Here is a 14,366-nt window from a genome sequence, read left to right as displayed (position 1 = left end):
TTAGGGTGACAGGCTTCTTAGAATAAGAGAGGAGAGAAGAACGGCTGCTGTTGGGGCTACGTGGAGATTGTATTGCAACTGAACCGGGCTCATGAAGGGCCGCATCACCAGGTATACCGCCTGTGTTGCCTCGTCCAGAGGCGTTTTCCTCTCGAACTCTCCAGCCTTTCGGCCCTCGACAATGATGCTCTCTATCAATTGACACAGGCGAACTTCATAGCGTTCTGTCGAAGGCCACTTGTCCCGCGCGGCAACGGCTGCAATGTCGTAAAGCTTACGATCGTGGAAAAACAGCTCACTACCCGCTTCGGTGAGCGCTTTAAAGAGTCGGCGTAACTTTTCGCTTACTGATGGGGCATCAGCTATTGCTGAATTGACGACCGCCATGATCATCTCAAGGCGGTTAGCGCAAATCACTTCACCAATAGCCTGCTTGGAGTCGAAAAATTTATAGATGTAGGACTTTGAAAAACCAATGGATTTTGCGAGTTCCGATACGGTGGTTTTTTCATAGCCATAGTGCCCGAAGTGTTCTGTGGCGGCTTCGACTATCTGGTCTCGGACATTGTGATCCAGTGGACCACGTGATGCAGGTAGGTTCGTATTTTTAGTCATTTTTTTAGCTTAGCGTGATAGGCTCCGATTGACAACGAGTAACCATTTGGTAATTTAGTCACTATTTCAGATTCATTCAAGGTCGCCTGATGTTCCCTGTACGTACTCTTGCCTTCGCAGTGAGCACTGGTTTGCTTAACGGTTGAAAGGTTGAGTCGGATTATAACCGCTCTGACAACAGCGGCGAAGCGGATGTCGCCATCGTCGGTAGCACGGCGCAACTTTTCAATGACGGAGTGCTGATGAAAAGGATAGGTTTTCTGGGCGTTGATACGCTGACCGAGTCTCTTGTTAAATTGCTGTTTAAGGCCGTTCCTGATGCACAGATATTTATATCGCCCGGCTCGGGTGAACCCGCGCAAAAGCTAGCGAAAGATTATCCCTGCTGGACCCAAGACAGCCATCAGGCGGTGGTTGACGAAGCAGACATCATTTTTATCAACACCGACCGTCACGCCCTGAATCGGCTCTCATCTGGAATAAAGTTAGCCCCAGGAAAAACGCTAATATCTCTTGTTCCCGGTGTGCACATAAGAGAACTACAGGAGATGTTCAATCATGCTAACTGTGTCAGATTCTTAATCATCAACGTTAATGACTCCAGTAAAGCAGTGGTGATCCTGACGGCGGCGACTGCGCAAATCACAGATCTATTTTCTCTACTAGGTTCGGTGAGTGTGCTAAGTAGGGAGTCGGATTTCAATATGATAGAAAAGAATTTGTTATAAAATACATTTCGTTAAAACCTGGAATAAAATTCTACATCAGGCGAAGAATTGGCATTGCTGACGCCTTATCCAGGCAGCCTCTTGTCATACTTATTAGCCTGCGGGCGTGCTATGGTAGTTCAACACAAAAGCGTTGAGGAACAGTGAGATGATAATTTTAGTTACCGGGGCAACAGCGGGTTTTGGTGAATGTATCACGCGTCGCTTCGTCGCCAATGGACACAAAGTAATTGCAACCGGTCGTCGTCAGGAGCGTTTGCAGGAGCTGAAAGACGAATTAGGGGATAGCATTTTGACCGCGCAGCTTGACGTGCGTAACCGCGCTGCCATTGAAGAGATGATTGCCCACCTGCCGGAAGAATGGAAAGCCATCGACGTGCTGGTCAACAATGCCGGTCTGGCATTGGGGATGGAGCCTGCGCACAAAGCCAGCGTTGAAGACTGGGAAAACATGATCGACACCAATAACAAAGGGCTGGTCTACATGACCCGCGCCGTGCTGCCTAGCATGGTTGAACGCAATCGCGGTCATATCATCAATATCGGTTCCACCGCCGGTAGCTGGCCTTACGCGGGCGGTAATGTGTATGGCGCCACCAAAGCGTTTGTGCGTCAGTTCAGCCTGAATCTACGCACCGATCTGCACGGCACCGCCATTCGCGTCACTGACGTCGAGCCTGGTTTGGTGGGCGGCACCGAATTTTCCAACGTGCGTTTCAAAGGCGATGATGCGAAAGCAGGAAAAACCTATGAAAACACCGACGCGCTGACGCCAGAAGATGTGACCGAAACGGTCTGGTGGGTTGCGACGTTGCCAAAACACGTCAATATCAATACCGTCGAAATGATGCCAGTCAGCCAGAGTTTTGCTGGTTTAAGCGTACATCGCGGCTGATAAATCTATACCCGGCCTTTCGGTCGGGTATGGGACACCCGTGAAAAGAATGGTAGTATTCACGGGTTAACTCTTTGAGAAATCACATCGAATGGCCGTTGAATCGCAACTTAATCCTACACAGCCCGTCAACCAGCAAATTTACCGCATTTTGCGTCGTGATATCGTGCATTGCCTGATTGCACCCGGTACGCCGCTTTCCGAAAAAGAAGTGTCGGTGCGTTTTGACGTGTCCCGTCAGCCGGTGCGTGAAGCCTTCATTAAGCTTGCTGAAAACGGTTTGATTCAGATCCGCCCGCAGCGCGGCAGTTACGTCAACAAGATATCGCTGTCTCAGGTCCGGAATGGTTGTTTTGTCCGTCAGGCAATAGAGTGTGCCGTTGCCCGTCGTGCCGCCGCCCTTATTGACGATCATCAGTGCTACCTGCTTGAACAAAACCTGAATCAGCAGCACACGGCGATTGAACGCAAACAGCTGAATGATTTTTTCCTTTTAGACGATGAGTTCCATCAGAAACTTGCACAGGTTGCGGATTGTCAGCTGGCGTGGGACACCATTGAGAATATCAAGGCGACCATGGATCGCGTGCGCTACATGAGCCTTGATCATGTTTCACCACCAGAAATGCTGTTACGCCAGCATCATGATATTTTCACCGCTCTGCAAAAACGAGACGGTGATGCGGTAGAGAAAGCCATGACGGTACACCTGCAGGAAATTGGTGAATCCGTGCAGCTTATTCGCCTGGAAAATCGTGAGTGGTTTACGGAAGAGTGAGCGTGACCGCATCCCCGATACTGACTGGGATGCGGCTTCGTGATTATCGAACGACTAAAACGGGGATTTTGGCGTAGCGTAAGACGGATTCCGCGTTAGAACCCAGCAAATGAGTAGACAGCCCAGGCGTTTTTGAACCAATAACGATAACGTCGTATTCGCCCTTCGCACTCATCGCAATAATCTCATCGCGCACGTTACCAAAACTCACTTCGGTAAGGATGTTTTCTGGCGCAATATCAAATAAGCGCTTCAGCGATTTCATTTTCTTCTCTGACTCTTCGACCATAAACGCTTCGAACTTTTTGATATCCGCGTTAAAGCCGCGTAGCAGAGAACGACTGCTGCTGGGAAGGATGTTAAACAGCGTAATGGTGGCGTTATCTGCCTTCGCCAGAAACTCTGCGTGACGAACGGCTTTGTCGCTTAAATCCATTTCAAATACATCGACAGGCATCAATATCTTCTTATACATAAGCCCTTCTCCTTTCTCGGATAAACGTGTTCTTTATATGAGTTAAGGATGCCGTTGTCCGTTCAAACGAAACCTAAACGGTTTAGCCTGGAAAGGCTGAAAACGTGAAAACAATTGTCCGTTTTGTAAAGAAGAGGAAAGCTGAGAGATGCCGTCGCGAACGACGGCATTTTTGGGGAGATTAGATTTGCGCGGCGTACTGCGCCACGGTGGCTTTTGCGCCCTTTTCCAACAAGGTCAGATAGGCGTTTTTCACCGCATCAACAAAGGTGGTTTCCAGCGGCAGCTCTTTGCCGAAAATGGCCTCAATTCCGAGCAGGGCTTTGACGCGACTCTCGCCTTCGGCACTGCCATTCACAGCAGCCTGAATCACGGACAGTTGCGGATCGCTCACTTCAATTGCCTCACCCTGTTCATCCACACCACCGACATAACGCATCCAGCCTGCAACGCCCAGAGCCAGAAGCGGGAAGCTGCGCTGATGTACCAGATGCCAGCGCACAGAATCGAGCATACGTTGCGGGAGCTTCTGGCTGCCGTCCATCGCGATTTGCCAGGTACGATGACGCAGCGCCGGGTTGCTGTAACGGGCAATAAGCAGGTCGGCATAACGACCGAGATCGACGCCCTTCACTTTCAGGGTCGGTGCTTGCTCGTTAAGCATCAGCGCATGTGCGGCGCGACGATAGTTGTCATCTTCCATACAATCATTGATGTGTTGATAACCCGCCAGATAACCCAGGTACGCCAGGAAAGAGTGGCTACCGTTCAACATGCGCAGCTTCATTTCCTCAAACGGTATGACGTCTGACACCAGCTCTGCGCCTGCTTTTTCCCACTGCGGACGCCCCGCGACGAAGTTATCTTCCACTACCCACTGGCGGAACGGTTCACAAGCCACGCCCGCCGGATCGCGCACGCCGGTAATGTGTTCAATCTTATCCAGTGTATCCGCCGTTACTGCTGGCACAATACGGTCCACCATGGTGGACGGGAACGTCACGTTTGCTTCAATCCAGTCAGCCAGCTCGCCGTTGACCGCGCGCGCGTAAGCGCAGGTTACATTGCGCATCACGTGGCCGTTTTCTGGCATGTTGTCGCAGGACATCACGCTGAATGCGGGTAAGCCTGCCGCTTTACGACGAGCCAGTGCTTCGACCACCACGCCAGGTGCGGATTTAGGCTGATGCGGATTTTGCAGATCACCCACAATTAACGGGTGATCGAGCATCAATTGCCCGGTGGCCGGGGCGTGGCAATAACCTTTTTCGGTAATGGTGAGCGAAACAATCGCCACCTGCGGTTCACACATCGCCGCGAGCACTGTTTCCAGGCCATCGACCTGCGCATGCAACGCGGTTTTCACGACACCCACGACGCGCGCAGTCCAGGCATCGGCCGACATTTCTGCGACGGTGTAGAGATTGTCTTGTGCCTTAAGATCGGCGATCTGTTGCTCGCCGCCAATCAGGTTAACTTCGCAGTAACCCCAGTCGCCGCCATGCTCTGCCGCCAGGATATCGGTGTAAACCGCCTGATGCGCGCGGTGGAATGCGCCAAAGCCTAAATGCACTATCCGCGCTTTCAGGCTGTCGCGATCGTACTGAGGAAGCGTGGCTTTCGCCTTTGATAACCGGTTTTCCATGATGGTGACTCGTTTAATAAATTAGGCTGAGATTCGCTGCCGCCCTCTCTGGAGCGGCAGCGCCTGCTGACTACACTAACTAGAATGGCAGTTCAGGTAAAAAAAAAGCTGCCATTAACCATACTGATACTTTCAGCTCAGACATTGATTTACGTTAACTTTTCTCCATGTGGTGTGACATGAATGAAAAGTTGTGTGACAGATATTCCAAGTTATAAACCAGATTTATCGATGCGTATTGAGCGCCTCGTAGCTCACAGCGTTTTTGCTCGGTAACTCGGCAGCGTCTTCTGGAACACTCAGGTCGCGATCGCGAACTTCCGGCATCAGAATGGCTGACACCAGGCCAATCACGGAGTAAATCACCATCATCACCACAATTGGCCACCACGAACCGGTCATATTACAGAAGATCCCCGCCAGTACTGGACCAAAACCAACGGCCACCAGACCGCCCGCCTCTTTCGAGATGGCCATCCGCGTGAAGCGATTTCGTGAGCCAAACATCTCAGCCATCGTGATATTTTCAAGGGCAAAGAGTCCCAGTACCGCAAAATTATGAATGACGATAATGGACATCATAATGACGCCTGGGCTGTAGCTTTTATCGACGATGATCGATAGCATTGGATACGCCAGAATAATGGCGGAAATATTGAGAATAATATAAGGCAAGCGTCGACCGACCTTATCGGATAGCCAGCCCAGTAGCGGGATGGAAATAAACCCAAGAATGGAGCTGATCATTAAGGCATCGGTTGGAATGCTTTTATTAAATAGCAGCGTCTGGACCAGATAGCCTGCCAGGAAAGTCTGAATTAACCCCGAGTTACCGGCCTGACCAAAACGCAGACCGGTGGCTAACCAGAACGATTTGCTTTTGAACATCGCACCTAGAGACGTGTCCTGTGCGGCAACCGCAGGACCCGCGTCCGCATCGTTTACCTTCTCAAATACCGGGCTTTCTTTCAGATTCATTCGCAGCCAGATAGCAAAGATCATCACCACTACGCTTGCGAGGAACGGAATACGCCAGCCCCAGGCAATCAGCTCTTCACGATCTAGCGCAAAGAACATGACCGCCCAGATCGCCGTGGCACTCAGGGTACCGCAGTTCGTGCCCATCGCCACCAGCGAAGAAATAATGCCGCGTTTACCTTTCGGCGCATATTCAGCCAGCATCGTGCCCGCCCCCGAGATTTCTGCCCCGGCCCCCAGTCCCTGAATGATACGTAACGTGACCAGAAGGACCGGCGCAAAAATGCCGATTTGAGCATAGGTCGGTAACACACCGATAAGCGTGGTGCAGATCCCCATCATGGTGATGGTGATAAACAGCACCTTCTTACGGCCAATACTGTCACCCATTTTGCCAAAAATAAATGCGCCGACAATACGCGCAATATAACCCGCGCCGTAGGTCCCCATCGCGAGGATTAACGCCATCGCAGCAGATTGTTCAGGGAAAAAGATTTCATGGAAGACCAATGCGGCCCCCAGCGAATAGAGCTGGAAGTCCATGAATTCGAGTGCAGTGCCTAGCCAGCCGGAAACGGCGGCTTTCACCAGATCGGACGTCGTTCTTTGAGGTTGTGCTTGAGTCATAATGGCTATCTCTAAAAAGGTAAGATGCGTACCACTTATCCGCGTTTGTTGTTATTGCCCGAACGTGAGCAAGACTTTGCAGCACTGCCGCTGGTCCTTCTCAAACAATTCGATTGCGTCTGTTACGTGGTGATAATCAAAGGTATGGGTAACCAGTTTTTCGGGGTCGATCAGTCCTCTTTGCAACCAGTCGATAACGACCGGGAATTTATTGGCGTTCAGGCGTGAAGAAAATATCGACAACTCTTTGCCGGTAATGCCCTGTTGTATAATCTGGCTCGGTTCGCTGGAGAAGCCCATCAGGACAATCCTTGCCGCGGGTGAGGCCAGGTTAATCGCTTCCTGCAAAATAGACGGATGACAGGCCGCATCGACAATTAACGTCGGTTTGATGCCTTTTCCTTCCAGCACCGCTTGCAACGACTGTTCGGCGTTGTTAATCACCCAGTCCGCCCCACTGCGCTGCGCCATTGCCAGACGTTCTTCGATACGATCGACGACAATGACCTGCTTCACCTTATAAACGCCCTTCAGCGCCTGCACGGTCACCAGCCCCATTGGGCCTGCACCATAAATCAGCGCAACATCCTGCTCTGTGGGTTGCGCGTGTCCGGTGACGTTGGCAGCAATGGTGAAGGGTTCGACCATCACGGCATGCTTATCGGGGATAACATCAGGGATATGCCAGGCATTTTTTGCAGGCACTACCGCGTATTCACTAAACCCGCCGTCGCGATGCACACCGAGCACCACCAGCGAAGTACAGACATTCGGCTTGCCGACAGAGCATGGATAGCACTGCCCGCAGCTAATCACAGGATCAACCGATACACGCTGTCCAAGACGCGCCTTATCAACACCTTCGCCTACCGCATCAATCACGCCGAAGAATTCATGGCCAATCACACGTGGATATTTCGCAAAGGGGTTGTGCCCGCGGTAAATGTGGCTGTCGGAGCCGCAAATGCCAGCCAGTTTGATTTTGACCCGAACGTCACCGGCTTCAGGTGTCGGCACGGGACGTTCTTCAATGACCAGTTCGTTCGGTTGTTGAATAACTACGCTTTTCATCGTTCGCTCCTGTTTTACCAGTTCCACAAGGTGCCATCTTCAAGGCGGGCAACCGGCAAGTAGGCCGGATCGTACGGATATTTTGCGGCAAGCTTTTCGTCAAACTCGATGCCGAGCCCTGGTTTTTCACCTGGATGCATATAGCCATTATCGAAGGTCCAGCTATTCGGGAAGACCTCCAGCATTTGCTCGGAATAACCCATAAATTCTTGAACACCAAAATTGGGTACCCACAGGTCGAAATGCAGCGCGGCGGCATGGCAAATTGGCGAGAGATCGGACGGACCGTGTGAGCCGGTACGCACCTGATACAGCGACGCAAAATCGGCAATACGGCGCATCCCCGTGATCCCACCCGCGTGAGTAATGGTGGTGCGGATATAGTCGATGAGCTGTTCTTCAATAAGCTGTTTGCAATCCCAGATGCTGTTAAATACTTCGCCCACTGCAATTGGCGTCACGGTGTGCTGGCGAATCAGACGGAAGCACTCCTGGTTTTCCGCAGGCGTCGGGTCTTCCATCCAGAACATGCGGAATTCTTCGATGCTCTTACCAAAACGCGCCGCTTCGATTGGCGTCAGGCGGTGGTGCATGTCGTGCAGAAGATGTTCGTTGAAGCCAAATTTGCTGCGCACGGCATCGAACAGTTTTGGGGTGAAATCGAGGTATTTTTCGGTGGACCACAGCTGCTCATCAGGCCAGTCGCCTTTGGTCGCAGGCTCGTACGCCAGACCTTTGCCTTTGGACATGCCGTAGGTGGTTTTCATTCCTGGCACGCCGCACTGAACGCGAATCGCCTTAAAGCCCATCTCTTTATGTCGCGCGTAATCTTCCAGCACATCATCAATGGTGTGTCCGGTGGTGTGGCAATAAACCATCACGCCTTCGCGTGACGCGCCACCCAACAGTTGATACAGCGGCATACCTGCGGCTTTAGCTTTAATATCCCAAAGCGCCATATCTACAGCCGAAATAGCGGACATCGTGACCGGCCCGCGACGCCAGTACGCGCCCTTATAGAAGAATTGCCAAATGTCTTCGATACGGTGCGCATCGCGCCCAATCAGCTGAGGGCAAAGGTGATCTTTCAGATAAGAGGCGACGGACAGTTCACGTCCGTTTAACGTGGCATCACCCAGCCCGACAATACCGTCATCGGTGGTGATTTTGAGGGTCACAAAATTGCGCCCCGGGCAGGTGACAAATACTTCAGCCCCAACAATCTTCATAATCCATTTCCTTACATCGTTCGTTGTGATGCAAGAAATTTAACCAACTGAGCTACTACCATACAAGTATGACGATCGAAAAATCATCTATTGATCACAAAATATAGGTAGTCATGCCCGTCCCCAGCCCGCGACGATAATCAACATGCCACAAAGCGCGATCAACGCACCTGCCCAGTCGTAGACGCTGAGCTTCACACCGTCTACCACCCGTAGCCAAAGTAACGCAGTGCAAACATACACCCCGCCGTAAGCCGCGTAGACACGCCCGCTTGCCGCAGGATGTAACGTTAGCAACCACACAAATAACGCCAGGGCTACGCCTGCTGGCAGCAACAGCAATATGGAGGCTCCGCGTTTGAGCCACAGCCAGGGTAAAAAGCATCCAATGATTTCGCAAAGCGCGGTGGCGAAGAAAAGCAGCGTAGTTTTGATCATTTCTACTGTTGAGTGAGCCTGGGTTTATCCATCATACGCGATAATCAGATTTACTTTTCCATACCTGATGCACGGGTATGCCACGATTTAGGTTTGGTGTAGAATTGACTCCGGGTCAACCACTTGTCCGCGCCTAATAAAAGGAACACGCAATGACGACTTTACGCAAACGCCTCTGTCTGGCGGCCATGCTCTCCCTGACAGCCCTCGCCTTCACCGCGCCGGTTTCTGCACAGACCAGTAAACTGATTATTGAATCAGGTGATAGCGCCCAGAGCCGTCAAAATGCCGCCATGGATAAGGAACAATGGAATGACACGCGCAATCTTCGCCAGAAGGTGAACACGCGTGTAGAGAAAGAGTGGGACAAAGAAGACGTCGCGTTTGATTCACGCGATAAATGCCAGCAGAGCGCGAACGTGAACGCTTATTGGGAACAGAATACGCTACGCTGCCTGGATCGCCGTACCGGCCGCACGGTTGCACCTTAATAGCTAAATAAAAGGGATGACCATGGGCAGTACCTTAGCCATCAGGCTTAGACCACTTGAGCGCGAAGATTTGCGCTTCGTTCATCAGCTCGACAACAACGCCAGCGTCATGCGCTATTGGTTCGAAGAACCTTATGAAGCGTTTGTCGAGCTGTCCGATCTGTACGACAAACACATTCATGACCAGAGCGAACGTCGTTTCGTTGTGGAGTGTGATGGCGAAAAAGCCGGCCTGGTTGAGTTAGTCGAAATTAACCACGTTCATCGCCGGGCAGAATTCCAGATTATTATTTCTCCCGATCACCAGGGTAAAGGCCTCGCCTCCCGGGCGGCTAAACTGGCGATGGATTACGGATTTATGGTCCTGAATCTGTACAAGCTGTATCTTATTGTTGATAAAGAGAATGAAAAAGCCGTCCACATCTACCGTAAGCTCGGATTTATGGTCGAGGGCGAATTAATTCACGAATTTTTCATCAATGGCGAGTACCGTAACACCATTCGTATGTGCATCTTCCAGCAGCAATATCTGGCTGAGCATAAAGCGTCTGGCTCCAGTCTGCTGAAGCCCACCGCGCAGTAACCTGCGCGGTTTCATCCCACATAGGTATTGGGTCTTTCATTGATACCAATACGTTCTCCCATCAGCAGTTGCTCTGCCTATTGGGCCGTTTGTAATTCGGAAACCTTCTGAAACTTTCATTAGCTAACTCCTTAATTTTGGTTAAAAAATGCCTGGTCATTTTCTTAAAAAGGCCGGATTAAGGTGTAAACATGATCTCGTTTGAACTTTCATGCTGTGTTCAGGCATAGGCTTGCCTTTATCACCACATAGATTGAAAGGAAGATTATGAATTTTTCAAGCGCAGTAATGACACTAGCGCTGCGTGACGGCCAGCCCGCCGTTCTGACGTCCGAATGACTCATTGCTGATAACGAACCAATGAGGCCTGTCGCATCGTATAATTGCCAGAACCCTGTAGAGAAGATGCAGGCCATGCCTAGCATTAAGTCACACCGTAAAGACGCTGGGTGGTAAAAATGGCTTTGAATGGAACATTGATGCTTAACGATGATGATTACGCACCATTTAACCTCTACGGAGTGGGTGTGTTTATGGCCCACTCCGGGCAGGGAGCCTTCCGCAACTATGGGGATTGTGGATCGATAAAAGGCTCGCGGTTGGTTCGAGGGGATTAGCAGTGGCTATACCAACACTTGCACATAAATGGGGCATCAGGCTGCTCAAAACAGTCTTGTTCCTGTTAATTATCTTTGTGGTAGGCCGCTCACTGGGTCCTGCAGAAACATACATCAATCCTGAAATGGCGTCATCAATATGTAATTTCATCTATGGTGATGTGAACGCAGAAGCGATGTACGAGACTTATACGAATATTGATATTTTAACAGTGCTTACATTCACCACTATTATTTACCTATTAACAATGAAGTTATTCAACAAAATAAAGAACTCATAAAATGCCAATTCCTCCGTATATGTGGCTTAAAGACGATGGCGGCGCAGACATCAAAGGTTCAGTTGACGTTATGGACCGCGAAGGTAGTATCGAGATCATTGGTCTTAGCCGTGCTCTCAACCTTACGGTAGACAACGTTAATGGCAAGATCACTGGCACGCCCCAGCACTCATCATAAAGATCTCCGTGATAGTTAAGCTAAATCGCTTATTCAATTTCTACAATTACGCCTGCCAAGCAAGTCCATCCCTTCAACGATACACAGATCCGAAGCATGAAACGTTACGTAGATAGATTTCATGCTTCCACCTCAATAATAATCAATGCTGTTTTTGATGGTGAATTTATGTTCAACCGTCGGCTTAACGCTCTCATCTTTAATCAGCAAATCGCAAGCCACCGGGTTGTCATGGCGATCGTAATCACAGCTTTGTTTCACCGTTCCGATCGGTTTGTCGTTCAGTAAACTGACCGCCGAGTAGTCCAGCTTTTTACGTTTATCCTTTGACGGCGTAGAGGAAACCGAAAGATGCTGCCCGCCTGAAACCGTGGTTTTACCCAGCGGATAACCGTCGGCATCGTAGCGATAATTCACCTCCATCTCTTTACCATGCGCGCTGATGATAAACCCGTTATCGTCAGTATCCCAGGTGACGCCCGCCGCAGGCAGTTCGGCCAATTGGCATTTCCCTTGTAGCTTGATCTTTTGCTGCTGTGTCTCTGCATCCAGATAAAAGTTAGCGTCAAGTACCAAAGCAACACCCGTATTGGCGTCGAGGTCGTGCAGTTCCAGCGTGTCAAAACATCCCTGTTCTGACATCGTACCGGTGACGCGTTTGCTGACTTCACCTTTTTCGTTCAACAACGTCTGGGTGAAATCTTTTACGGGCCCACGTAGCGGGTCGAAATCAAACTCATTTGAAAAGCTGGCCATCTCCGGCGTGAAGGACAACGGTCCAGAAGCGTTGTCACAACCCACCAGCACGCTTGCCAGCGTTACCATCACTGCTAATTTCTTCACAAGACTCACCGATACGTGGAGATTAATTTCAATAATATTAGCAATATACAGATGTTTACATTCAGGTAAAACAGCAATAGTGAATTTTTATATTCCAGCGTTCTGATTTAGACGCCATCTCATCGTAAAATTTAGGCTAGAACGGCTTCAACAATAGATAAATAAGATGGCGTGTGGATAACCCGATTGAGTTTTAGCCCGGCATGCGCGAGCATATCGGCAAGTTCTTGCTCCGACCGCGCTCGTCCCCCGTCAAAACTGGTTAACAGTAATAGGTCGATCTCATATCTTCCCGGTTCGTTATTCTCCTCTTTAATGACGGGTTCCAGAATTAACAATCGAGATCCCGCTTTCATCGATCTGCGGCAGGTCTGTAATATTTGGCTGGCCTGGGCATCTGACCAATCCATGAGAATATATTTGAGTAAATAAATATCGGCGGAAGGCGTTGCTTCGAAAAAACTTCCGGCGACGGTTTCCCAGCGCGTATCGTCACCTAATAAATGCAGCCGATTGCCAGCCAGTACCTTTTGTTGATCGAATAAAATTCCCTTCAGCGACGGGTTTTTACGCAACACGGTTAACAGCAGATTGCCAAAGCCACCTGCGATATCGACAACCGTGGCCCCTTGCGGAAAATCGTAGCAATCGACAAGCACTTCGTTTTCGACACTCGACATCGAAGACATCCCAGCATGAAAGACGTTCTCCCCGGCGGCTAAGTTATCCTGCCCCCAATACTCATAAAATGACATACCAAACAGATGGTTAAACACCTGTTTCCCTGAAAGGATATCGGTTATTTCCAATGCGGGGAGCCAGAAAGTTTTATCGGTCAACATCAGTACCGCTGAGCGCAAGGAGTGTTGATGGTCAGAACATAAGAAGCGTGCCGCCGGGGTGAGGGAAAACAGGCCATCCGGGGATTCATGAAACACCCGTCGGGACGACAGTATGCGCATCACCCGCTGTAAAAAAACCCCATCGACGTTCAGTTCTTGTCCAAGCTGCTCGGCAGTTTTATCACCTTCAGTCAGCCTGTCGGCAACGCCGAGTTCAGCCGCCGCACGCAAAGAGGCCTGCCAGACAAAACCCATGCTTTGCTCCAACAAATATACGGCTTCTTCACGTTCATTTTTCGATAAATTATTTTGCGTTAACATTTCATTTCCTTATTCGATATATTAATAAAATATCAAAAACAAAACATCCGCTAGCAAGCCTAATCGTCAGTAATTAAACACGCCAAAAATAACGAACGCTTTTTTATCAGGCGATGGAAAGAAGCATCTACGCTATTCACGTTAAGCGTACAAATTAATAGCCAATTGCAGGTTTTTATTTTTCACCAAAATTTGACTATTGGTATTTGAGAAATTTTTAAGATTTTTCAGAAAGTTGCTTCATGCTGCGAAGAGTGAAACCAAGCCTGCTAAAATGAAAGCCACACACAGACAGAAGGAGTACGACATGAAACGGTTAACCTGGATTACCGCCCTGTTGTTGATTGGTGTTTCACCGGCTGTACTGGCCGCCCCTGATTCTTGTGAGCGCGTTAAGAGCGATATTCAACAGCGCATCATCAATAACGGTGTACCTGAATCGGGTTTCACTCTCAATATTGTCCCTAACGATCAGGCAGATCGTCCGGACGCTCAGGTTGTAGGGCATTGCGCCAACGACACCTTTAAAATCCTCTACACGCGCACCGGCAGCGGTAACGCCTCCGCCAGCAGTTCCGGCGCACAAGAGAGCGCACCCAACGAACCGCAATAATTTCTGGGTATATGACCCTTAGCTTGATAAGGATTAAAGTTCTATAACACTGAATAGGTAACACTCACTCCATCATTAGCCCGGTTGTAATCACGGGTGAAAATAATACGCAATTACA

General features: G+C 49.9%; 16 protein-coding genes and 2 pseudogenes. 9 read left to right on the top strand and 9 right to left on the bottom strand.

Annotated features, from left to right (window positions below):
* Positions 1-615, bottom strand: a complete 615-nt coding sequence (locus AC6EMZ_RS20130) for a TetR/AcrR family transcriptional regulator (RefSeq protein ID WP_498404550.1) — start codon at positions 613-615, stop codon at positions 1-3.
* 242 nt (positions 616-857) lie between these two features.
* Between AC6EMZ_RS20130 and AC6EMZ_RS20125 the strand changes: the two genes are divergently transcribed.
* The 3 genes from AC6EMZ_RS20125 (at position 858) to AC6EMZ_RS20115 (ending at position 3,016) form a co-directional block, all read left to right on the top strand.
* Positions 858-1,343, top strand: coding sequence for an NAD(P)-binding domain-containing protein (locus AC6EMZ_RS20125; protein WP_498404548.1), 486 nt, complete (start codon positions 858-860; stop codon positions 1,341-1,343).
* A 148-nt stretch (positions 1,344-1,491) separates the two neighbouring features.
* Complete coding sequence (gene ydfG / locus AC6EMZ_RS20120; RefSeq protein WP_498404547.1) at positions 1,492-2,238, top strand: bifunctional NADP-dependent 3-hydroxy acid dehydrogenase/3-hydroxypropionate dehydrogenase YdfG; 747 nt, start codon at positions 1,492-1,494, stop codon at positions 2,236-2,238.
* 91 nt (positions 2,239-2,329) lie between these two features.
* A complete protein-coding gene (locus AC6EMZ_RS20115) occupies positions 2,330-3,016 on the top strand; it encodes a GntR family transcriptional regulator (protein ID WP_498404545.1) in 687 nt (228 codons plus the stop codon).
* 43 nt (positions 3,017-3,059) lie between these two features.
* On the opposite strand, the gene AC6EMZ_RS20110 is transcribed toward AC6EMZ_RS20115, so the two are convergent.
* The 6 genes from AC6EMZ_RS20110 to AC6EMZ_RS20085 all read right to left on the bottom strand — a co-directional run bounded on the left by AC6EMZ_RS20110 (position 3,060) and on the right by AC6EMZ_RS20085 (position 9,479).
* The gene (locus AC6EMZ_RS20110) at positions 3,060-3,491 is read right to left on the bottom strand and encodes a universal stress protein (RefSeq protein WP_498404543.1); all 432 of its coding nucleotides are present in this window, start codon (positions 3,489-3,491) and stop codon (positions 3,060-3,062) included.
* 181 nt (positions 3,492-3,672) lie between these two features.
* Positions 3,673-5,136 (bottom strand): mannitol dehydrogenase family protein, encoded by a 1,464-nt coding sequence (locus AC6EMZ_RS20105; RefSeq protein ID WP_498404541.1) that lies wholly within the window; start codon positions 5,134-5,136, stop codon positions 3,673-3,675.
* 225 nt (positions 5,137-5,361) lie between these two features.
* Entirely contained in the window at positions 5,362-6,741 is a 1,380-nt protein-coding gene (locus tag AC6EMZ_RS20100) for an MFS transporter (protein ID WP_498404539.1), read from the bottom strand.
* Positions 6,742-6,792: 51 nt separating this feature from the next.
* Positions 6,793-7,812: a Zn-dependent oxidoreductase gene (locus AC6EMZ_RS20095; protein WP_498404537.1), complete on the bottom strand. Its 1,020-nt coding sequence runs from the start codon at positions 7,810-7,812 to the stop codon at positions 6,793-6,795.
* Positions 7,813-7,826: 14 nt separating this feature from the next.
* Positions 7,827-9,041, bottom strand: coding sequence for a D-mannonate dehydratase ManD (gene manD, locus AC6EMZ_RS20090; RefSeq protein ID WP_498404535.1), 1,215 nt, complete (start codon positions 9,039-9,041; stop codon positions 7,827-7,829).
* Positions 9,042-9,152: 111 nt separating this feature from the next.
* A complete protein-coding gene (locus tag AC6EMZ_RS20085; protein ID WP_320459561.1) occupies positions 9,153-9,479 on the bottom strand; it encodes a YnfA family protein in 327 nt (108 codons plus the stop codon).
* 152 nt (positions 9,480-9,631) lie between these two features.
* On the opposite strand from AC6EMZ_RS20085, the gene AC6EMZ_RS20080 reads away from it, so the two are divergent.
* The 5 genes and pseudogenes from AC6EMZ_RS20080 to AC6EMZ_RS20060 all read left to right on the top strand — a co-directional run.
* Positions 9,632-9,970 (top strand): DUF1283 family protein, encoded by a 339-nt coding sequence (locus AC6EMZ_RS20080; RefSeq protein WP_498404533.1) that lies wholly within the window; start codon positions 9,632-9,634, stop codon positions 9,968-9,970.
* A gap of 22 nt (positions 9,971-9,992) precedes the next feature.
* Complete coding sequence (speG, locus tag AC6EMZ_RS20075; protein WP_498404531.1) at positions 9,993-10,553, top strand: spermidine N1-acetyltransferase; 561 nt, start codon at positions 9,993-9,995, stop codon at positions 10,551-10,553.
* A 458-nt stretch (positions 10,554-11,011) separates the two neighbouring features.
* Positions 11,012-11,146 (top strand): annotated as a pseudogene (locus AC6EMZ_RS20070) (DUF2778 domain-containing protein); the annotation flags it as partial.
* A gap of 26 nt (positions 11,147-11,172) precedes the next feature.
* Positions 11,173-11,451, top strand: coding sequence for a hypothetical protein (locus AC6EMZ_RS20065; RefSeq protein WP_498404530.1), 279 nt, complete (start codon positions 11,173-11,175; stop codon positions 11,449-11,451).
* A 1-nt stretch (position 11,452) separates the two neighbouring features.
* Positions 11,453-11,626, top strand: a pseudogene (locus AC6EMZ_RS20060) (type VI secretion system tube protein Hcp); the annotation flags it as partial.
* A gap of 135 nt (positions 11,627-11,761) precedes the next feature.
* On the opposite strand, the gene AC6EMZ_RS20055 reads toward AC6EMZ_RS20060, so the two are convergent.
* Together AC6EMZ_RS20055 and AC6EMZ_RS20050 are read right to left on the bottom strand one after the other, a co-directional pair.
* Positions 11,762-12,472, bottom strand: coding sequence for a YnfC family lipoprotein (locus AC6EMZ_RS20055; RefSeq protein ID WP_498404529.1), 711 nt, complete (start codon positions 12,470-12,472; stop codon positions 11,762-11,764).
* A 131-nt stretch (positions 12,473-12,603) separates the two neighbouring features.
* Complete coding sequence (locus AC6EMZ_RS20050; RefSeq protein ID WP_498404528.1) at positions 12,604-13,635, bottom strand: methyltransferase; 1,032 nt, start codon at positions 13,633-13,635, stop codon at positions 12,604-12,606.
* Between the two features lie 307 nt (positions 13,636-13,942).
* On the opposite strand from AC6EMZ_RS20050, the gene AC6EMZ_RS20045 reads away from it, so the two are divergent.
* On the top strand, positions 13,943-14,248 hold the full coding sequence (locus AC6EMZ_RS20045; protein ID WP_498404527.1) for a DUF1161 domain-containing protein: 306 nt from the start codon (positions 13,943-13,945) through the stop codon (positions 14,246-14,248).
* Positions 14,249-14,366 lie beyond the last annotated feature (118 nt).

This window comes from Enterobacter sp. SCRI0065 (assembly GCF_059766475.1).
Note: the sequence above shows the minus strand (reverse complement) of the source record. Positions and strands in the feature narration are given on the sequence as shown.